This window comes from Streptomyces similanensis (assembly GCF_039543625.1).
GTDB lineage: Bacteria > Actinomycetota > Actinomycetes > Streptomycetales > Streptomycetaceae > Streptomyces > Streptomyces similanensis.
In genome coordinates, this window is the sequence record NZ_BAABKC010000059.1 from 15,384 (window position 1) to 35,010 (window position 19,627).

General features: G+C 73.3%; 21 protein-coding genes and 1 pseudogene. 10 read left to right on the forward strand and 12 right to left on the reverse strand.

The annotated features are described in order from the left end of the window. Positions 1-17 precede the first annotated feature (17 nt). Positions 18-1,538 (reverse strand): aldehyde dehydrogenase family protein, encoded by a 1,521-nt coding sequence (locus ABEB07_RS20385; RefSeq protein ID WP_345669671.1) that lies wholly within the window; start codon positions 1,536-1,538, stop codon positions 18-20. Between the two features lie 251 nt (positions 1,539-1,789). After that, on the reverse strand, positions 1,790-3,280 hold the full coding sequence (locus ABEB07_RS20390; protein ID WP_345669672.1) for an alpha/beta hydrolase family protein: 1,491 nt from the start codon (positions 3,278-3,280) through the stop codon (positions 1,790-1,792). A gap of 526 nt (positions 3,281-3,806) precedes the next feature. Here ABEB07_RS20390 and ABEB07_RS20395 point away from each other — a divergent pair. Further along, the gene (locus ABEB07_RS20395) at positions 3,807-4,925 is read left to right on the forward strand and encodes a sensor histidine kinase (protein ID WP_345669673.1); all 1,119 of its coding nucleotides are present in this window, start codon (positions 3,807-3,809) and stop codon (positions 4,923-4,925) included. Then, positions 4,922-5,584, forward strand: coding sequence for a response regulator transcription factor (locus ABEB07_RS20400; protein ID WP_345669674.1), 663 nt, complete (start codon positions 4,922-4,924; stop codon positions 5,582-5,584). Before ABEB07_RS20395 ends, ABEB07_RS20400 begins: the two co-directional genes overlap by 4 nt. A 39-nt stretch (positions 5,585-5,623) precedes the next feature. Here the strand turns inward: ABEB07_RS20400 and ABEB07_RS20405 are convergent, their stop codons facing one another. From ABEB07_RS20405 to ABEB07_RS20415, 3 genes and pseudogenes are all read right to left on the reverse strand, one after another. Then, positions 5,624-6,226, reverse strand: coding sequence for a TetR/AcrR family transcriptional regulator (locus ABEB07_RS20405; protein ID WP_345669675.1), 603 nt, complete (start codon positions 6,224-6,226; stop codon positions 5,624-5,626). Continuing rightward, on the reverse strand, positions 6,147-6,668 hold the full coding sequence (locus ABEB07_RS20410; protein ID WP_345669676.1) for a DUF2316 family protein: 522 nt from the start codon (positions 6,666-6,668) through the stop codon (positions 6,147-6,149). The genes ABEB07_RS20405 and ABEB07_RS20410 overlap by 80 nt, the downstream gene beginning before the upstream one ends. 54 nt (positions 6,669-6,722) lie before the next feature. Beyond that, a pseudogene (locus tag ABEB07_RS20415) lies at positions 6,723-7,665 on the reverse strand (aldo/keto reductase). 291 nt (positions 7,666-7,956) lie between these two features. Here ABEB07_RS20415 and ABEB07_RS20420 point away from each other — a divergent pair. Both ABEB07_RS20420 and ABEB07_RS20425 read left to right on the forward strand, forming a co-directional pair. Then, positions 7,957-8,244: a helix-turn-helix domain-containing protein gene (locus ABEB07_RS20420; protein WP_164583467.1), complete on the forward strand. Its 288-nt coding sequence runs from the start codon at positions 7,957-7,959 to the stop codon at positions 8,242-8,244. Between the two features lie 263 nt (positions 8,245-8,507). Beyond that, a complete protein-coding gene (locus ABEB07_RS20425; RefSeq protein WP_176147595.1) occupies positions 8,508-9,341 on the forward strand; it encodes a PIG-L family deacetylase in 834 nt (277 codons plus the stop codon). 55 nt (positions 9,342-9,396) lie between these two features. On the opposite strand, the gene ABEB07_RS20430 is transcribed toward ABEB07_RS20425, so the two are convergent. Together ABEB07_RS20430 and ABEB07_RS20435 are read right to left on the reverse strand one after the other, a co-directional pair. Beyond that, on the reverse strand, positions 9,397-9,765 hold the full coding sequence (locus ABEB07_RS20430) for a hypothetical protein (RefSeq protein WP_345669677.1): 369 nt from the start codon (positions 9,763-9,765) through the stop codon (positions 9,397-9,399). Between the two features lie 165 nt (positions 9,766-9,930). Then, positions 9,931-10,758 (reverse strand): alpha/beta fold hydrolase, encoded by an 828-nt coding sequence (locus tag ABEB07_RS20435; protein ID WP_345669678.1) that lies wholly within the window; start codon positions 10,756-10,758, stop codon positions 9,931-9,933. 74 nt (positions 10,759-10,832) lie between these two features. Here ABEB07_RS20435 and ABEB07_RS20440 point away from each other — a divergent pair, with 74 nt between their 5' ends. Continuing rightward, positions 10,833-11,288, forward strand: a complete 456-nt coding sequence (locus ABEB07_RS20440; RefSeq protein WP_345669679.1) for a MarR family winged helix-turn-helix transcriptional regulator — start codon at positions 10,833-10,835, stop codon at positions 11,286-11,288. A 142-nt stretch (positions 11,289-11,430) separates the two neighbouring features. On the opposite strand, the gene ABEB07_RS20445 is transcribed toward ABEB07_RS20440, so the two are convergent. Then, entirely contained in the window at positions 11,431-11,853 is a 423-nt protein-coding gene (locus ABEB07_RS20445; protein ID WP_345669680.1) for a MerR family transcriptional regulator, read from the reverse strand. 440 nt (positions 11,854-12,293) lie between these two features. Here ABEB07_RS20445 and ABEB07_RS20450 point away from each other — a divergent pair, with 440 nt between their 5' ends. After that, positions 12,294-13,772 carry a SulP family inorganic anion transporter gene (locus tag ABEB07_RS20450; RefSeq protein WP_345669783.1) on the forward strand — a complete coding sequence of 493 codons (1,479 nt, stop codon included), beginning with the start codon at positions 12,294-12,296 and terminating at the stop codon, positions 13,770-13,772. Positions 13,773-13,794: 22 nt separating this feature from the next. Here the strand turns inward: ABEB07_RS20450 and ABEB07_RS20455 are convergent, their stop codons facing one another. After that, the gene (locus tag ABEB07_RS20455) at positions 13,795-14,481 is read right to left on the reverse strand and encodes a GAF and ANTAR domain-containing protein (protein WP_176147601.1); all 687 of its coding nucleotides are present in this window, start codon (positions 14,479-14,481) and stop codon (positions 13,795-13,797) included. Between the two features lie 19 nt (positions 14,482-14,500). Next, entirely contained in the window at positions 14,501-15,460 is a 960-nt protein-coding gene (locus ABEB07_RS20460) for a DUF4331 family protein (RefSeq protein ID WP_345669681.1), read from the reverse strand. Positions 15,461-15,802: 342 nt separating this feature from the next. Here ABEB07_RS20460 and ABEB07_RS20465 point away from each other — a divergent pair, with 342 nt between their 5' ends. From ABEB07_RS20465 to ABEB07_RS20480, 4 genes are all read left to right on the forward strand, one after another. Then, positions 15,803-16,327: a peptidylprolyl isomerase gene (locus tag ABEB07_RS20465; RefSeq protein ID WP_176147603.1), complete on the forward strand. Its 525-nt coding sequence runs from the start codon at positions 15,803-15,805 to the stop codon at positions 16,325-16,327. A 103-nt stretch (positions 16,328-16,430) separates the two neighbouring features. Further along, on the forward strand, positions 16,431-16,601 hold the full coding sequence (locus ABEB07_RS20470; RefSeq protein WP_164583460.1) for a hydrophobic protein: 171 nt from the start codon (positions 16,431-16,433) through the stop codon (positions 16,599-16,601). Between the two features lie 169 nt (positions 16,602-16,770). Beyond that, positions 16,771-17,304, forward strand: coding sequence for a 2'-5' RNA ligase family protein (locus ABEB07_RS20475; protein ID WP_345669683.1), 534 nt, complete (start codon positions 16,771-16,773; stop codon positions 17,302-17,304). 378 nt (positions 17,305-17,682) lie between these two features. Further along, positions 17,683-18,129: a helix-turn-helix domain-containing protein gene (locus ABEB07_RS20480; RefSeq protein ID WP_164583458.1), complete on the forward strand. Its 447-nt coding sequence runs from the start codon at positions 17,683-17,685 to the stop codon at positions 18,127-18,129. A gap of 81 nt (positions 18,130-18,210) precedes the next feature. On the opposite strand, the gene ABEB07_RS20485 is transcribed toward ABEB07_RS20480, so the two are convergent. Both ABEB07_RS20485 and ABEB07_RS20490 read right to left on the reverse strand, forming a co-directional pair. After that, positions 18,211-18,822 carry a histidine-type phosphatase gene (locus tag ABEB07_RS20485; RefSeq protein ID WP_345669784.1) on the reverse strand — a complete coding sequence of 204 codons (612 nt, stop codon included), beginning with the start codon at positions 18,820-18,822 and terminating at the stop codon, positions 18,211-18,213. 267 nt (positions 18,823-19,089) lie between these two features. Continuing rightward, complete coding sequence (locus tag ABEB07_RS20490) at positions 19,090-19,515, reverse strand: SRPBCC family protein (RefSeq protein ID WP_164589807.1); 426 nt, start codon at positions 19,513-19,515, stop codon at positions 19,090-19,092. Positions 19,516-19,627: the final 112 nt, after the last annotated feature.

Here is a 19,627-nt window from a genome sequence, read left to right on the forward strand (position 1 = left end):
GCCGAGCGAGTGGGGGCTCAGCCGGCGAACCAGCGCACCGGCTTGGGCGCGAGGTTCTGGTAGACGTGCTTGGACTCGCGGTACTCGGCGAGCCCGGCGGGGCCCAGTTCGCGGCCGGTGCCGCTCTTGCCGAAGCCGCCCCACTCCGCCTGCGGGAGGTAGGGGTGGAAGTCGTTGATCCAGACGGTGCCGTGCCGCAGCCGGCCGGCGACGCGGCGGGCGCGGCCGGCGTCGGTGGTCCACACGGCGCCCGCGAGACCGTACTCGGTGTCGTTGGCGAGGCGGACGGCCTCGTCCTCGGTGCGGAAGGTCTCGACGGTGAGGACGGGGCCGAAGACCTCCTCGCGGACGACCTTCATCCCGCGGTGGCAGGCGTCGAGGACGGTCGGCTCGTAGAACCAGCCCGACTCGGGGCGCCGCGCCGAGGGTTCGGGCCGCTTGCCGCCGCAGCGCAGCACCGCGCCCTCCGCCAGCGCGGACGCGACGTACGCCTCCACCTTGGCGCGCTGCTGCTCGGAGACGAGCGGGCCGCACTCGACGCCCTCCTCGGTGCCCCGGCCGAGGCTGATCCGCTGGGCGCGGCGGGCGAGTTCGGCGACGAAGCGGTCGCGGACCGACTCCTCGACGATGAGGCGCGCACCGGCCGAGCAGACCTGGCCGCTGTGGATGAAGGCGGCGTTGAGGGCCTGGTCGACGGCGGTGTCGAAGTCCTCGTCGGTGGCGCAGGCGTCGGCGAAGACCAGGTTGGGGTTCTTGCCGCCGAGTTCGAGGGCGACCTTCTTCACTCCGGCGGCGGCCGCCCGGGCGACCTTGGTCCCGCTGGCCAGGCCGCCGGTGAAGGAGACCAGGTCGACGCCGGGATGGTCGGCGAGCCGGGCGCCGACGGTGTGGCCGGGGCCGGTGACGATGTTGGCGACCCCGGCGGGCAGCCCGGCCTCGATGAGCAGCCCGATCAGCGCGACGGTGGTCAGCGGGGTGATCTCGCTCGGCTTGACCACGAAGGTGTTGCCGGCCGCGAGGGCCGGGGCGATCTTCCAACTGGCCTGGAGGAGAGGGTAGTTCCAGGGAGTGATCAGCGCGCAGACGCCGACCGGCTCGTGGACGACGACGCTGTGGACGTCGGGCGATCCGGCGTCGACCACCCGGCCCGGCGGCTCGGCGGCCACCAGGTCGGCGAAGTAGCGGAAGGCGTCGGCGACGCAGTCGATGTCGACCCGGCCCTCCTCCACGGTCTTGCCGGCGTCGCGGCTCTCCAGCAGGCCGAGTTCCTCGCGGTCGCGCACCAGCAGGCCGGCGACGCGGCGCAGCAGCTCGGCGCGCTCGGCGGCCGGGGTGTGCGGCCAGGGGCCGTGGTCGAACGCCCGCCGGGCGGCGGCCACGGCCTTCTCCGCGTCCTTCTCGTCGCCCTCGGCGACCACGGCGAACGGCCGGGCGTCCGCCGGGTCGAGGATCTCGCGCGTCGCGCCGGAGCTCGCCGGGAGCCACTCGCCTCCCGCGTGGATGGTCGCCTGGCCCTGTCGTTCCGTTCTGTCCACCATGATCGGTGCAGCCTTCCGTTCCTGTTCCGTACCCCTGCGTCACATGGGTGTCACGCTCGGGGACCGTGGCCACATGCCCGACCCTGCGGATTGCATGCGCAATCGGTAACCGAAAGTGCGCTGGGTCACTGAAAATGCGGTCGAAAAGGGACAAAGAAGGGCTGTGAGGGGGCGGTTACGGAGGGATCGGTGCGGCTCGGAGCCCTCGACGCGGGGGACTTGGGGGGCGGCAGCCGCATCCGGGTGAGTGATCAGCGGCGGTCGTCCGGGTGGTGGACGCTGAGGTCGCCGTAGGCCGACAGGGTGCCGGCCAGGTCACCGGGTGTGCGCCGCAAGGTGGCGTCCAGGAAGGCGAGCGTGGTCGCGGCGACGACGTGCGGGCTCTCGGCGCGGCCCAGGGAGCCGACTGCCGAGGGGACGGGCGGCAGGTAGAGCGGGCCGTCCATGAAGGTGAGGTGTGCGGCGCCGGGAACGGTGAGCAGGTAGCTCGTCGTGGTGCTGCGCCGGAGGGCGCCGGTGAGACGGGGCAGGTAACGCGGGTCGGTCTCGGGGGTGATGGCCTGGGTGAGGGCGAGCGTCGGCTGGTGGAGGACGGGCGAGGCGGGGCCGTGGGGGTAGCCGTCCAGATCGATGACGGCGTCGAACCGGCGGTCCTGCCGGGCCGCTTGCAGAGCGGCGGCGCCGCCCATGGAGTGGCCGGTGACCGCGACCCGGCCGGTGTCCAGGCGCCCGGTCAGCGGCCCGGGTGTCTCCCCCCGGTCCAGACGCTCCAGCCGGGTGAGGACGAAACGGAGGTCGGCGGCTCGGACGGCCGTCCAACCGGCCGCCGACTCGTCGTCCTTGGCCCGGTCTCCGGTGGAGGTGGTCCTGGTGCGGATCGTCCGGCCGTCGGAGAGGACGACGACGGCGGAGTCGTAGGGGTGGTCCAGGGCGGCGACCACATAGCCGTGGCTGGCCAGTTCCTCCGCCCAGGCGGTGTTCTGGGTGCGCACGCCGCCCGACCCGGGAGAGAACAGCACGAGCGGGAACCGCCCGCCCCCACCGGTCACCGGGGCGTCGAAGACCGCGTGGGTGTGGGCGCGCGGAACGCCGTCGACCAGGAAGCCGGGCAGGCCGGCCTCGCGGGCGAGCGCGTCGGAGACGGTACGCGCCTCGTGCTCCGTGCGTCCGAGGTACTGGGCCCGCCGCACGCCCGCGGGGCTCTCGCGCGCGGGGTACCAGAGCTGGACCACGACCGTGCGCCGGTCGTGCGGATCGGCGGTGAAGCTCTCGGGACGGCTCGGATCGGTCCACTGCACCACCCGGGTGCCGACCGCGAACCGGCCCGACGGCTCGGGGAACACCGGGACGGGAAAGGCCCAGGCGGCCACCGGCCCCGCCGCGATCAGACCGGCGCAGGCCACCGACCCCGGCAGCGCCAGCCACCAGCGGGCCCGCCACGCCGGCCGGCCGGTACGGCGTCGCAGCAGGGGAGAGAGGGCGGACGGCGCCGCGGCCGCGGCGCCCGCCAGTACCGGCAGCAGCTGCCAGCGGACACCCACCGCACCCAGCACGAGCACGGACGGCACGAGCACCGCGCCCGCCGCGATCGTGGCGCGTGGACGGGCGGCGGGGGGAAGCCAGCGCACCGCCATCAGCGCCAGGGCGCCCAGCAGGACAAGGAATTCCGGAGGGGACAGGTACAGCCCCGTGATGATCTCGGTCACCCCGCCATCCTCGGGACCGGGCACGTGCTGCCGCATCGGCCCCGGGTCGCCGCCGCGTCCGACCGCGGTCGGGGTCCGGGGCGTGTTCCGGATGCGACCGCGGTCGCACCCGGGCAGCGCGCCGGTGCGACCGAGCCGCCGTCGAGCGCGCCGGGTGAACGGCCGCTCTGCGACCGTGGGCGCAAGCGGGACTCCTCCCGCAGTCGTACTCCGGCGCGGCGCCGTCAGACGGTGGACTCATGTGCCGGACTGCTCCGCGGCCTACCGTGACAGGACCGCGGTGCACACCGCCGGAGCGCGAGCCGCGGGCTCTCCGTGACCGGCCCGGCTCCGGCCGTACGCGGCGGCGGCCCCGGCCGGGGCCGCCACGACGCCGAATCGACAGGGACGTGTGATGACCAAGGCGGCCGCGACGCCCGGCGACGCCCGCCCGGCGCGCTCCCGGGACCGCGCGCGGCGGACGAGCACAGCCCTGCGGCCGAAGAGGTACGCCGGCCAGGCGTCGCGACGAATGGGGCGACCGGGGGGAGCCGTCCGGCGCCGGGGCCGCCGGCTGCCGCCCATGGCGCGGGACTCGCTGCTGCCCGCGCTGCTCCTGCTCCACATCGCGACCACGCGCGCGCCGCGTGAGCTCCCGGTGGCCGTGACCTTCACCGCCGCGCTCGCGCTGCCCCTGGTGGGGCGGCGCCGGGCCCCGGTCACGGTGTTCTGCGCCGTGACCGCCGCGGCCCTCGTCCAGTGGCTGCTGGACGTCCAACTCCCGGCGGACGTCGCCCTGCCGGTGGCCCTCTGCACGGTGGCCGCGAACTCGGGCCGGCGCGGCACGCTCGTCGCCGCCGCCGTCGTGGAGGCCGGGGCCCTGCTGGCCTGCCTGCGCTGGGCGACGGACGGCGCGTTCCCGGCCCTCTTCGTCGCGGCGACCGCGGTGGTCGTCGCCGCCGCCGTCCTGGGGGTGAACACACGGACCACGCGCGCCTGCCTCGCCGTCCTGGAGGAACGGGCCGCACGCCTGGAGCGAGAACAGGACCAGCAGGCGCGCCTGGCGGTCGCCGAGGAGCGGACCCGCATCACCCGGGAGATGCACGACATCGTCACCCACAACCTGTCCGTCATGGTCGCGCTCACCGACGCCGCCGTCCACGCGCAGCACCGCGCGCCCGACAAGGCCACCGCCGCGCTGCTCCAGATCTCCCGGACGGGCCGGCAGGCCCTGACCGACATGCGGCGCTCGCTGGGCGTCCTGCGGACCGACGAACCGGACGCGGAGCGCCACCCGTTGCCCGGCATCGCGCAACTGGAGGCCCTCGCCGACCAGATGCGCGCCGCCGGGCTGCCGACCCACGTCGAGGTCCAGGGCGGCCACACCCACATACCCGCCACCGCACAACTCACCGTCTACCGCCTGGTGCAGGAAGCCTTGACCAACACCCTCAAGCACACACCCGCCGGCACACCCGCGCGGGTCCGGATACGGTGCTCGGCCGATTCCGTCACCGTGGACGTCACCGACAGCGGCCCCCGCCCGCCGCTCCCCGCCGCCGCACGGGCCGGCCACGGCATCGCCGGCATGCGCGCACGCTCGGCCGCCTACGGCGGGAAGGTGCGGGCCGGACCGCTTCCCGGCGGCGGCTGGGAAGTCCGCACCCGCCTCTTCCTCGGCGGCGAAGCGGCGCACGCATGACCATCCGCGTCCTGATCGCCGACGACGAGGCGCTGCTCCGGATGGCCTTCGGCACCGTCCTGGAGGCCCAGCCCGACATGGCGCCGGTCGGCGAGGCCGCGGACGGCGGCCAGGCCGTACGCCTCGCCCGGCGACTGCGCCCCGACATCGTCCTCATGGACGTCCGGATGCCCGGGACCGACGGCATAGAGGCGACCCGGCAGGTCGTCCAGGTCTCGCCGCGCAGCAGAGTGCTCATCCTCACCACCTTCGACCTGGACGCCTACGCCTTCGCCGGACTCAGCGCGGGAGCCTCGGGCTTCCTGCTGAAGAACGCCCGGCCCGAGGAACTGCTCGGCGCGATACGCAACGTGGCCACGGGCGACGCGGTCGTCTCCCCGCGGATCACCCGCCGCCTCCTGGACGAGCTCCGCCCGCACATCCCCGACGACGGCGGCACCGGCCGGGACGAACGGCTGAGCCGGCTCAGCGCCCGGGAGCGCGAGGTGCTCGTCCACGTGGGCCGCGGCCTGTCCAACACCGAGATCGCGGCCACCCTGTACCTCGCGGAGGCGACCGTGAAGTCCCACCTGGGGCGAATCCTGCGGAAACTCGAACTCCGCGACCGGATACAGGCTGTGATCTTCGCCTACGAAAGCCGCCTCATCGCCCCGGCGTGAGGCCGCCGCCCGAAGCCGAGGACGGTCGCGGACCGGGTGTCACCGGGGTGTTCCGGGGCGCAGCGCGTCGACGATCAGGGCGAGCAGCGGTTCGACCCGCCGCCCGGGGTCACCGGTCGCGGTGGCCTGGAAGGTCCCGAGCAGCAGCGTGGTGACGTCCTCGGGGTCGACGTCCGCGCGCAGTGCGCCCGACTCGGCCCCGGCGACGAGGATCGTCCTGATCTCGGCGGTGACGCGTTCGCGCGTGGGGGCGGTGATCCGCCCCGCGGCCCAGCCGGCGCGCAGCGTGTCGATCGTTCCGTGCTTGGCGGCGGCGAACCGCGCGTAGCGCTCCATCCACGCCCGCAGGGCCTCGTCGGGCGGAAGCTCCGCGAGGAGACGGCGGGCGCTGTCGGTGACGGTGTCGAGCTCGCCGGCGTAGACGGCCTCGACGAGCGCCTCGCGGGTGGGGAAGTGGCGGTAGAGGGTGCCGATGCCGACCCCGGCCTCCCGGGCGATGTCGTCGAGCGGGACGGCGCCACCGGAGGCGATGAACGCGGCCCGCGCCGCGGAGACGATCCGCTCACGGTTGCGCCGAGCGTCCGCCCGCAGCGGACGGCCCGGCCCGCAGGGGTCGTCGGGCGCCGGGTGGGTCGGAGTCACGGCGGAGGGTCTCCCGTTCGGACGCGGCCGAGATACACGGAGGTCCCTCCGCTTTCCCCACTGTCTCACAGGCCCCGGACTCGCCGCGGGCGGCGGTCGGAGCCGCTGCGGCCGGGGGAGCCGTCGGCCGTGCCGGTCGGGAAGGTGTGCCGCGGGGCTTCCGCAGCGGGAACCACTCGCGGGTCAGGTGCCGCGCGGGCTCGGTGAGCACGGTCCAGGGGACCGGCGCGCGGCCGGTGTCCCGGACGGCCTGGTCGAGGTAGTCGCGCAGCTCCCACACGTCGACCGGATCACCGGAGGGGCCGACGTCCAGGGCGGAGCGCAACCGCCCCGGGGTGAAGCCCAGATCCTCGGCCGCCTCGCGCGCGCTCAGCCCGGACGCGGCCAGGTTCGCCTTCAACTCCTGGCTCGTACGGCGCCGTTCGGCGTCGTTGAGCGACATGTCGGCATGTCTCCTCTCGGTGCGGGCGGGAACGCGTTGTTCCGGTACGGGGGTTCAGGCGCCGGTGACGGGACCCGAGCGGGTGGGAACGGCGTCGAGCGCGGTGCGCGCGGCCTCGCTCAGGGCGAGCGCACCGGCGGCGACGTTCGCCTCCAGGTGTGCCGCGTTCGCCGTGCCCGGGATGAGCAGCACATGCGGGTCGTGCCGCAGCAGCCAGGCGAGGCCGACCTGAGCGGGCGTGGCGCCCAGTTCCTCGGCCGCGGCCCGGACGGCCGGCTCGTCCGTCACCTTCGGCAGCCCGGGAAAGGCGCTGCCGAGCGGGAAGTACGGCACCCAGGCGATGTCCTCGGCGGCGCACAGCGCGAGCATCTCCTCGTCCTCACGGGCCACCAGGCTGTACGCGTTCTGCACGCACGCGAGGCCCACGGGAAGCGCCTGGCGCAGCGCCTCCGGGGTCACGTTGCTCAGGCCGACGGCGCCGATCTTGCCCTCGTCGCGCAGCGCGGTCAGCACCGCGAGCTGGTCGTCGAGAGCCACCAGTTGATCGCCCTGGGCCCGCAGACCGGGTCCGGTGTCCATCCGGCGCAGGTTCACGACCGGGACCTGTTCGACGCCGAGGGTGCGCAGGTTGGCCTCGACTCCCGCCCGCAGCTGTTCGGGCCGCTGGGCGGAGCGGGTGCGGGCCGGCCGGGTCGGGTTCGGCGCCGACCTTGCTCACGATCAGCACCCCGTCCTCGGGCCGCAGCGCCTCGCCGATCAGCTCGTTGACGAGGCCGGCGCCGTAGAACTGGGCGGTGTCCACGTGGTCGACGCCGAGTTCGAGCAGGCGGCGCAGCAGTGCGACGGCCGCGCCGCGGTCCCCGCGCAGGCGTGGCAGCTGCATCGCGCCGAAGCCGACGCGGGAGACGGTGTGGGCGCCGAGGCGGCCGGAGCCCCCGGCGCGGGGCACTCCGGCGACCGTGGTCGCGGTGGTGCTGACGGGAAGGTCACCGGACATCGCAGAACTCCTGCCCACGGAAGAGAAACGGAGCATCCTCCGTTTCGTCGACTGTAGCACTACCGGAGGATCCTCCGGTTAGTCTCCGCTCCGCCGCTCGCGGTCCGTGCGTGCGGGGCGCCGAGAGGACGCGGAACGACCTGAGGGTCTTTCACCGGGGCGGGCGCGCGACGCGGGGCGCGCCCCCGCGCGGCGTCCTCGCCCCGACGGCCCCGTGCGGCCGCCCATAGACGGGGAGTACCGGGGCAGGACTCGTAGGGGTACGGCTCATGCGTCATAAGGGGTTCACACATGTCCAGCACAGAGCACCATCTGCGTCTCACGGTGGCCGCGTTGATGTTCGCGACGGGGGAGACGCGGAGCGACCTCGCCGACGGCCTCGGAGTGAGCCGAGGGCAGGTGTCCCGCAAGCAGGCGGGCGGGAGTCACTGGACTCTCGCCGACCTGGACCGGCTCTCGGCCCATTACGGCGTCCCCGTACCCGAGTTGCTGCGCGGCGCCGACCACGCCGTGCGCCTGTTGCCGTCCGCCCGGCGCGCCGAGTGCATCGGCGGCACCCAGACCACACTCACCCCCTGACCCGGAGCCGGCCGGTGCGCCGGTTCTCCGCCACGGGGAAGTCCGGGCGGTCGACGGAACGCCGGCACCGGGAATCCTGAGCGGTCGTGCCGGGAACACCCGGCCCGGCCGGTGCGGTTGCATGGACCGAGGGACCGGCGCCGTACGGGCGGGACGCACGGAGAACACGTGGCTGTGCGCACCCGCCAGGATCCGGACCCCGAGGCCGCGGTACGCCCGCCGCGCACTCGGACCAGGAGAGATTCCTTCAGGAGGACCGTTTCATGACCGACCGACCCTTGACGCTCATGGCCGTGCACGCCCACCCCGACGACGAGGCCACCGGAACGGGAGGCGTCCTCGCGCGGTACGCGGCGGAAGGCGTCCGCACGGTGCTCGTGACGTGTACCGACGGCGGATGCGGTGACGGGCCGGGGGGCGTCAAGCCGGGCGAGCCCGGGCACGACCCGGCGGCGGTCGCCCTGATGCGCCGTGAGGAACTCCGGGCGAGCTGCGACGTCTTGAAGATCAGTCACCTGGAGATGCTGGACTACGCCGACTCCGGGATGATGGGCTGGCCGAGCAACGACGCCCCCGGGTCCTTCTGGCGGACTCCCGTGGCGGAGGGCGCGGCCCGGCTCGCGGAACTCATGCGGCGCTACCGGCCCGACGTGGTCGTCACCTACGACGAGAACGGCTTCTACGGCCACCCCGACCACATCCAGGCCCACCGCATCACGATGGCGGCGCTGGAGCTGACCGAGGCGGCGCCGAAGGTGTACTGGACCACGGCGCCGCGCTCGATGATGGGGCGGTTCGGCGAGATCATGCGCGAGTTCGGTGCGGACATTCCGGAGCCGGACCCTGCCGAGGCGGCCGCGATGGCCGAGATCGGCCTGCCCGACGACGAGATCACCACCTGGGTGGACACCACCGCGTTCAGCGGTCAGAAGTTCGACGCGCTGGCCGCGCACGCCAGCCAGGGGGAGAACATCTTCTTCCTCAGGATGGGCAAGGAGCGGTTCGGCGAGCTGATGGGCACGGAGACCTTCGTACGGGTCCAGGACGCCACCGGCGCGGCCCTGCCCGAGAACGACCTCTTCGCCGGACTGCGCTGATCCGCCCGCCCGGCCCGGCGGCCGCTCCGCCGGGCCGGACGGCGCGCGCCGGCGCTCAGTTCGCCTTGTACGTGCAGGACCCCAGGCTCAGGACGCCCGCGCTGTCCTCGGAGAGGGTGCCGCAGGTCGCCGTCACGTTGTACCAGGGGACGGTGTAGGGCTGGGGCGGGGCCGTGACCAGGATGGCGATCTGGTCGAAGGTGAAGACATAGGGGCTGCCGCCGTCGGCGTAGCCGGGACACAGGCTCCGGCTGGTGCGGACGGTGTTGAAGGGGTAGCCGGAGATGCCGGCCAGGGCGTTGCCCCCTGTGCAGTGGGTCGTGGTCGCGGCATCGGCCTCGGGCGCCCCGAGGGCGATGGCGGACACGGCCAGCAGGGCGCAGACGCCCAGGGCGCCTGTCTTGCGCAGAGCGGTAGCGATCATCGGAAACTCCATGATTCGGGCAGCCGTTGCACGTCGCGCTCATTGTTCTGTGCGCGTCAAAAAATGACCAGGCGGTGTCCCCCGAATACGCCGATGTCATTACGGAACCCGGTCACCGGTCGCGCCGGGGCGACACCGGACGGTCGGGCGGGCGCGGCTGCGGCATCAGTCCAGGAACTCCAGCAATCGGTCGTTCAGTCGACCCGGTGCGGTGAGGGGCAGCGAGTGATGGGTGGCTCCGGGGAGCAGGACCACCTCGGCCCGCGGAAGCGCCCGACGGGCACGGTCGGCGATCTTCTCGGCGCGGTGGACGCGACTGTTCTCCGCGAGCAGCACCAGGACCGGCATGGAGAGGTCGGCGGCCCGGGGGCGGGGGCCGGGGAACAGCTTGCGGCCGGGCACCGTGGTGGCCCGTGCGTAGAGGCGCTGCCAGGTCTCGTCCGGGTGGGTGCCCGCCGTCTCCCAGGCCAGGAAGGCGCGGGCGCGGGCCTCGCTCGGGCGGATCAGGGCGGGCAGCGCGCGCAGCAGATAGCCGGGGCGGAATCCGGCGAAGATCTGGGTGGGGTCCACGAGCGCGAGGCGGTCGACGCGCCGGGGTGCGTGCAGCGCGTAGCGGGCGGCGAGCAGGGCGCCGTAGGAGTGGCCGCACAGGGCGGTGCGGGGGAGCCCGAGGCCGTCCAGGAGCGCGTCCAGCCAGGCCGATATGTCCTCGGCGCTCTTCAAGGGCGCTCCCCGGTGTTCGGTGTGGCCGGCGTCGCCCATCAGATCCACCGCGTGGACCCGGTGGCGCCGGCCGAGGGCTGGTGCGTTGGCGAACCAGGCGAGGCCGGTGGCCGAGCCGCCGGGCAGCAGCACGAGCGGGCTGCCGTCCGCCGGGCCGTAGGTGTGGACCCGAGTGCGTCCGTACGGTGTGGCGACGTCGCGCTCCTCGGTGGACTCGGGCCAGCGGGCGCGCAGTTCGTCGTAGGCGAGGGTGAAGGCGGACCGTGTCACAAGCTTTCCTCCCTGAGCGAGAATCTCGTTCAGCGAGATATTACGATAGGCCGAAGGAGTGCGAAGGAGTGCGCATGGACGATCAGAGCCCGGCGATGGGGCTGGTTCACCTGCTGCGCGCGGTCACCGTGGAGTTCGACACGCTGGGCGCCGAGTTCGCGGCGCGCCATGGGCTGCACCCCACCGATGTCCGGGCGCTGATCCAGCTGCTGGACGCGGCACGCGCCGGTACGCGGGCCACGCCCGGGTGGCTCGGCGCGCGGCTGCGGCTGAACTCCGCCGGGACGACCGCCCTGGTGGACCGGCTGGAGCGGCTGGGACTGGTGCGGCGGAGCAGGGACACGGCGGACCGGCGACGCGTCCTGCTGGAGGTGGAGGAGAAGGCCATGGACCTGGGATGGACCTTCTTCGGGTCGGTGATCGGGGAGGTGGTGGCGGCCGCGGAAGGCTTCGAGGAGCACGAGTTGGAGACGGTGCGGCGCTTCCTGACCGCGGTGCTGGAGTCCACCGGGCGGGCGCGCTCCGTCTGACAGGCGCCGACGCCGCGGTGCGACGGTCCGGCGGCGCGGGACACGACGGCGTCGGTCTCGACCTCGACGAACGGAGCCCTGATCCGGGCACGTGCTCCCGTCCGCCGGCCCGCCTCGCTCGAACGCCGGACGTACGGCCTTCTTACCGGGGGCCGGGCGTGCGGCGGGGGCGGTCGTGCGCGGCGTACGTCCGCAGGGTGGCGGCGAAGTCCTCGGCGCGGGAGAGCTGGACGCGCAGCTTCTCGACCTGCTCGACTGCCACGCCCTCGTAGCGGCGGACACGCTCCAGCAGGGCTTCGCGTGCGTCGGCGCCGAGATCGTCGTCGGCGTCGAGGCGGTCGGTGGCGTCGAGCAGGTCGCGCATCTGCTCCAGGGTGAAGCCCAGCGGCTTCATACGGCGGATCACCATGAGGCGGGCGACGTCGGTCTCGGTGTAGAGGCGGAAGCCGCCTTGGGAGCGGGCGGAGGGGACGACCAGGCCGGTCTCCTCGTAGTGCCGGATGGTGCGCAGCGACAACTCCGTGCGCGCGGCGACCTCGCCGATCTGCATGTGCTTGCCGTCCACGTTCGCCTTCCAGCCCTTCGCGCCTCGGCGGGCCCGGCCTCCGCGCCCGCCGATCCCTACCCTACCGTTAGGGTAGGGTTGCCGGGGTGAGGGCGGTCCGCCGCTGCCCCGCCGCTGCCGTGTCGGGGCCGATGGCGCCTCCGGCGGAGATCCGATCGTTGCGGGGAGACGCGTGCGCGAGCTGACGACGCCCGACGCCGCCGCCTTCCCACCGTGATCCGCCGCTCTGACACCGGCCGAGCGAGGGCGCCCGCCCCGCCTGCCGCCGGTTCCCGAAGACCTCCGGTCCGCCTGCGGCGGGCCGTTCGGCGGCCCGGCGAACCGGCCCGCCGCGACCCAATCCGCGCCCCTGCGGACCGTACCCGGGGTGCGCCCGAGTACGACAGGTACCGCATCCCTTGCCCTCTTCCGCGTCCCCGTCCCGTTTCTCGCCCGCCGGACTGCCGCACGGCCCCGGCCGGCCCCGGCCCCCCTGGCTGTCGCCGGCCGTGTTCCGCACCGAGGCCCTCGCGGGCCTGGTGGTCGGTCTCGCCCTCATCCCGGAGGCCATCTCCTTCTCGGTCATCGCCGGCGTCGACCCGAAGGTCGGGCTGTTCGCCGCCTGCACCATGGCCATGGTCATCGCGTTCGTCGGCGGCCGTCCCGCGATGATCTCCGCCGCGACCGGCGCCGTGGCCCTGGTCGTCGCGCCGGTCGTCCGTCAGCACGGGCTGGGCTACCTGATCGCCACCGTCATCCTCGCCGGCGTCTTCCAGATCGTGCTCGGCGTACTGGGCGTGGCCAAGCTGATGCGGTTCGTTCCGCGCGGCGTGATGGTCGGCTTCGTCAACGCCCTGGGCATCCTGCTGTTCACCGCCCAGATCCCCAACCTGCGCGACGTGCCGTGGCCGGTCTACCCGCTCGTCGTGGGCGGACTCGCGCTGATGCTGCTGTTCCCGAAGCTGACCAAGGCGGTGCCCGCGCCGCTGGTGGCCATCGTGATCCTCACCTCGATCACCGTCGCCGCCGGGATCGCCGTGCCGACCGTGGGCGACAAGGGCACGCTGCCGTCCTCGCTGCCGGTGCCCGGCATCCCGGACGTTCCGCTCACCGTCCACACCCTCACCGTCATCGCGCCCTACGCCTTCGCGATGGCCCTCGTGGGGATCATGGAGTCGATGATGACCGCCAAGCTGGTCGACGACCTCACCGACACCCCGTCCGACAAGACCCGAGAAGCGGTCGGTCAGGGCATCGCCAACATCGTCACCGGAATCTTCGGCGGCATGGGCGGCTGCGGCATGATCGGCCAGACCATGATCAACGTGAAGAACGGGGCGCGCACGCGCCTGTCGACCTTCCTGGCCGGGTTCTTCCTGCTCGTCCTGTGCATCGTCCTCGGCCCCGTCGTCTCCCGCATCCCCATGGCCGCCCTGGTCGCCGTCATGGTCCTGGTGTCCGTGGGCACCTTCGACTGGCACTCGATCAAGCCCGCCACGGTCACACGCATGCCGGTCGGCGAGACCGGCGTCATGGTCGTCACCGTCATCGTCGTCGTCGCCACCGGCAACCTGTCCATCGGCGTCGTCGTCGGCTCCCTGACCGCCATGGCCGTCTTCGCCCGCCGCGTCGCCCGCCTCACCGCCGTCACCTCGGTCACCGACCCCGACGGCGCCCAGGTCGTCTACGCCGTCACCGGCCAGCTCTTCTTCGCCTCCGCCAACGACCTCGTCACCCGGTTCGACTACGCGAACGACCCCGACAAGGTCGTCATCGACCTCACCGGCACCCACGTCTGGGACGCCTCCTCCGTCGCCGCCCTCGACGCGATCGAGACCAGGTACGCCCAACGCGGCAAGACCGTCGAGATCATCGGCCTGAACGATGCGAGCGCCCGCCTCCACGACAGGCTCACCGGCGAACTCGCCGGCAGCCACTGACCCCGGCGACGCTCAGGCACGCTCAGAGTCGGCCGTGCTCGCTGATACGGCGGGCGACTTCACGGAGTTTCACGTTGTTGTCCTGGGAGTAGCGGCGCAGCACGTCGAAGGCCTGTTCCTCGGTGAGCCCGCGGCTGCCCATGAGGATGCCCATGGCCTCGCCGACGAGGTGGCGCGTGGCGACGGCCTGCTCCATCTGGGCGTGGGTGCGCGCACTGGACAGAGCGACCGCGGCGTGCGAGGCCAGCAGCCAGCCGGCCGTCTCACTGACCTCGGTGAAGGCGCCGGGCCTGCGGGAGTACAGGTCCAACGCCCCGAGCTCCTCCTCATCGGTGTAGAGCAGGAACCCCATCATGCTGCCGATGCCCAACGCGTGCGCCTCAGGGGCGAAGGCCGGCCACCGCGGCTGCTCCTGCCGGAAGTCCTCGATGCGGTACACCCGTTCACCCGTCCGGGTGCGGGCCGCGTCGAAACACGGGCCTTCCCCCAGCCGCTCCTGCAAACGGTCACTGTCGACGACCAGCCGGCCGGTGGGGGCCAGCGAGTCCACCTTCCGGCCACTGAGGATCAGGATCCCGGCCTCGTCGCAGCCCTCCACCAGCTCGGTGGCCGCACCGCTGATCGCCGCCAGCGTCGCCTCCACGGACTCCTTCGCCAGCAGCTCCCGCGCCAACGAGGCCATCTGCCGCGCGAACTCACGCCACTCCATACCGCCCTCCGCAGGCCGGTCAGGCTGCCGGGTGGGGTTGCCCGAGGTAGGGGAAGTGCGGCAGCAGGTCGGTGTGGGGGCCGATGTGGTCGGTGGTGATCCTTCCGCCGGAGACCATGGCGAGGCGGGCGGAGGTGACATCGTCGGTGAGCGTACGGCCGTTGGGGTACGCGGCCGGCCGGGTGCGGTCGTAGCGCAGCACGTCCGGCAGGACCGTGCGCAGCGCCTCCTCGGCCCGCTCCGCGCTGTAGCCGCCGGTGTGGGCGAGGACGGCGCTCCACGGCCGCGCGTAGGTGTCCCAGTCGTCGGCGGGCTCGCCCTCGTTGTAGCCGTCCTTGGCGTCCTCGGCGTTGAAGTAAGCGGTCAGGGAGGGATGGGCCCCGCGGTCGACGGACACGAGCCGGCCGTTCTCCCGGAGGCTGACGCGTGCCCACACGCCGACCGGTCCGTCGCCCAACTCCTCGTCGGGAACCTCCAGCACGATCCCGAAGACGTTCTTGTCGCTCCCGAAGTCGTTGCCGGTCCACTGGAAGTCGTTGCCGATGCCCTCCAGATCGGCGAAGAAGGGGTCGCTGCGCAGACCGGCGAAGAAGCGGAGGCCGCCGCTCGCCGCGACGGCGGGCTCCGCGGTGAAGGCTGCCTCGACGTCGGAGAGGACGACCTCGCCGCCCGGCGCGTGGTCCCGGGCGCCGGCACCGGCCGCGCGGTGCACCGAGACGGTCTGCCGGCCGTCCGAGGGCGGCGAGAACACGAAGCTGTACGCGAGGTCGGCGACGTCGTCCCCGTCGGTGTCGACGTTGAGACGGTAGACGGCGTCCGGGTGGAACGCCTCGCCCTGGGAAGGCGCGAACGGATTCACGTTCATGATCAGAACGGTGCGCCCGCTCTCGGCCGCGGGGAAGACGAACACGTCCGTCAGGTCCAGACGGGCGTCGCCCTTCGGGGAGCGAAGGTGCGGCCCGCTGAGGTGATGCGACATGGTGACCCCTTGGTGAGTGTCCGGTCCCGGCTCCGCCTGATCGAACAGCCTCAGCACACCACAGCCGCGCCGGCGCCGCATCCGAGCGGCCGCTCGGCAGCGAGGACCGCGGCACGGCGGGCGGCACCGGCCGGCGGCCCGGACCCGGCCCGGACCCGGCCCGGCCGATCACGGCACATGGCGACCGGTGGGCGGCTCCCACCACGGACGTCCGCGCCCGACGCCCGCGGTCCGCGGGTCCCGCGCACTCGTGCGGGTGAGTCGGCGCCGTCATTGCCCCGCGGGTGTTCACCTCGCCGTGAGACTGGCCGGGCCCAGCAGCCCGCGCCCCGGAGGATCGACATGGCGGAAGAGTTGTACGCGACGCTGAAGACGAACAAGGGCGACATCGAGGTCCGGCTGCTGCCGGACCACGCCCCCAAGACGGTCAAGAACTTCGTGGAACTCGCCCAGGGCGAACGGCAGTGGATCGACCCGAACACCGGTCAGCCGAGCAAGGCGCCGCTGTACGACGGCACGGTCTTCCACCGCGTCATCCAAGGCTTCATGATCCAGGGCGGCGACCCCCTGGGCAACGGTACGGGCGGACCCGGATACCAGTTCGCCGACGAGTTCCACCCCGACCTGGCCTTCACCAAGCCCTATCTGCTGGCCATGGCCAACGCCGGGCCCGGCACCAACGGCTCCCAGTTCTTCATCACCGTCGGACCGACCACCTGGCTCACCGGCAAGCACACCATCTTCGGCGAGGTCACCGACGCCGCCGGCCAGAGAGTCGTCGACGCCATCGCCGACGCCGAGACCGGTCGCGACGACCGCCCGCTGCAGGACGTCGTGATCGAGAAGGTCGTCATCGACGTCCGCTGACACGCGGTTCGCCGACGCCCGGTTCTCGCGTCACGAACAAAGGCGTGACCGAGGAATGCGCGTCGCGATGCAGGGCAATCGGAGGGTCAGGAGGTCGATAACCATGGTTCCCCTTTTGCTCGTACTGCTTCTCGCGCTCATCCTTTTCGGCGCCGGCTTCGCCCTGAAGATCCTGTGGTGGGTGGCGATCATCGTCCTGGTGGTGTGGCTGCTCGGCTTCGTGATGCGCTCCACGAACGCGGGCGGCGGCCGTGGCCGCTGGTACCGATGGTGACCTGACACCGTAAGCGCACACCTGTGGGGCCCGGCCGAGAACACGGTCGGGCCCCACAGGCGTGCCCGGCGACCCGGCGGACGGCCGGCGCCCGTACGCTCGCGCGCCTGGCCGAACGGCCGACCGGGCGGGCGGCGGCGCCGCGGGTGATCGCCGGTAGGCTGCGGCGGTGCGCACGATCGAGCTGCTGTTGGACGAGGCCGCGGAGCTGGCGGTCCGGGAGGCCTGGCGGCGGCTCGCGGACGCGGGGCTGCCGAGTCAGGCGCGCCACCGCTCACCGACCAACAGCCCGCACCTCACCCTGGCCGCCTGCCCGGAGCTGACCGCGCCGATCCGCTGGGAGCTCGCCGAGGCGGCCGCCCTGCTGCCCCTGCCGGTGCGGTTCACCGGCGTGGTCCGCTTCGAGCGGCCCACCTCGGTGCTGGCCTGGGCGCTGGACCTCGATGCCGCGCTGGCCGGTCTCCACCGCCAGGTGTGGGAGGCGGTCGCCTCGGACAGTCCGCCCGAGACCCTGAACCCCTTCCACGACCCCGCGCGCTGGAGCCCGCACATCACCCTCGGCCGTACCCGGCGCCCTGGCGCGTTCGCCGGCCGGCGGGTCCCGGAACTGCTGCCGGCGTCGCCCCTGCCCGCTTCGCTCATCACGTTGCGCAGCTACGACACCGAGACCGGCGCCCTGGAGGTGCTGGCGCCCCGCCCCTGAGACACCAACCGGTCGGCCCGGCTCCCCACCGGTCGGCCCGGCTCCCCACCGATCGGCCCGGCTCCCCACCGGTCGGCCCGGCACCCACCGATCGGCCCGCCGCCGACCGGGCGGCGCCCCGAGCGGCGGTGTGACCGGCGAGCCGGAGCCGGAGACGGAAACGGCGACGCCGCGGACCCTATCGTCACCCACCGGGGCGGTCCCTCCGGTGACCGGCCGCCTTCGGCCGTCCGGGCTCGCGATCACCCGGATGACCGAGCAGCACGGATCACCGGTCGCCCCTCGTCCCAGCTCGCGGCGCTTTCGAACACCAGGCCGGGCCTGATGTGCGAGAAGGCGGGTAAGCACGGCGAAACGGCGTCAAGGAAGGGGAAGACCATGCCAGTGGATCCCGAACCCGCCGGAACCCGGCCTGCGGCGGAGCAGGTCGCCGCTTCACTGATGCGGGTGTGGCAGCAGGCGCGCGAGGACGTCGCCCCCACGATCTCCGACGAGCAGCTGCGCGCCCTGCTCGCCCTGGAGAGCGAGTCGGACGAGGCCGGCGTCGCCGTGACGCTCGACGTCAGCCCGCCGGTGGCGGCCGGACTGCTCGCCTCGCTGGTGCGGCGCACGCTGGTGCGCAGGCTGCCGTCCGGCGGCTTCTCCCTCACGGGCGCCGGACGGTGCGTCCTGGAGGCGACGCGCCACCGCCGTCGCCAGCTTCTCGAACAGACCCTGGTGACGGCCGCGCCGCAGGACCGCCGGGTCCTGCGCGATCTGCTCGACCAGCTGCACGGGCACGTGACACGGCTGCCCCTGGTGCCGCGCATGCGCGCGCCGCTGTGACCGGTCCGCGCCCGTCGGCGGCCGGGGCCGGGCGGGCGGCCCCGCGGCCGGGCGGTCCGCCTCCGACGGCGGCCGCACCGGTCACCCGCGGCCGAAGCAGCGTTCGAGTTCCGCGAGATCGTAGAAGGAACTGCCCTTCGAGACGGGCTCGCAGGAGGGCTTGAAGGCGGTTTCCCTCTCGTTGCAGAGCATGCGCACCAGGTAGGTGACCCGCTTCGCGGTCCCGCCCGGGCTGGGTGTGCTCGCGTACAGGTCCCACTGGATGTTCGCGGCCATGGGCGCCACCTCGGCCCCGCGCCACGGGTTGTCGCGATACGTGTACGTCCGGTCCACGGCGGCGGGCTCCGTGCTGCCGGGCAGCCCCATGAGGGCGGCGAGCGGTTCGATCTCCTCGGCGTGCGTGAAGCGGAGCACCGCGCCCTTGTCGCCGGCGCCCCTGGCCTTCGCCTCGGCCTGGGCGAAGAGGTCGTCGAGCAGGACGCCGGCCATGTCGTAGGTGACGGTGCGGCCCGCGAAGCCGGGCCCCTTGCCGTAGAACTCCCCGGCGTCGTCGAGGTAGGCGAACCACCGCGCGTCCCACGGGGTCAGGCAGGGACGGAGATCGACGTCCGGCGCCTCCGCGCTCAGGTCGGGCGCGGCGCTGTAGAGCCGGTGGAGCGACCGGGCGAAGGAGATCTGATCGGCGGCGGACAGGGCGGCGACGAAGTCCTGGTGGCCGGATCCTCCTGCGGTGCGTACGGGGCCTTCGTGCCGTACGGAGTCCGGTCGGCGACCACGGAACCCTGCCGGTCCCCGGCGGAAGCGGTCCCCGAGCCGAACCCGAGTCCGGCCGCCACGGACACGGAGGTGACGAGGTGGGTGGCGCGCTCCACGCGTGACGGGTTCCCCGTCCCGGGCGAGTGTCCGCGCCTCGCGACGGCCGGACTCGACGCCCGATGCCGTACGGGACGGTACCGGGGGTCAGGCCTCCGCCGACGTCTCGACGAGCTTCTGGAACTGTCCGAGATCGTAGTTGGCGAGCGTCGAGTCCAGGTTGGTGAGCGCGCCGAGGTGCTCGACGAACCCCTTGGGGTCGTACTCGACCTGCAGGGTGACCCGGCTCTCCGTGTCGCTCAGACGGTGGAAGGTGACCACGCCCGCGTGCTCGACGCCGTCCACGGTGCGCCAGGCGATGCGGTCTTGCGGGACCACTTCGGTGAGCTCGGCGACGAAGCTCTTGTCGGCGCCCGGAAGGCTCAGCCGCCACGCGAAACGGCGACCGTCCAGCTGGTCCACCTGGCGTACGTGGCTGAGGAAGGAAGGCCACCGCGTCACATCGCTCCACAGCGCCCACGCGACGGAGACGGGTGCCTTGACATCGACGGTTTCCACAAGAGATGCGGACAAGGAGGGCCTCTCACGGTCGGTCCGGTGCGTGCCCGGCGGCGCCGGCTGTGGTGCGCGTACCCGCGTCGCGACCGGGCACACCGGACGGCCGTGCCCGCCGGTGACGCCGCCG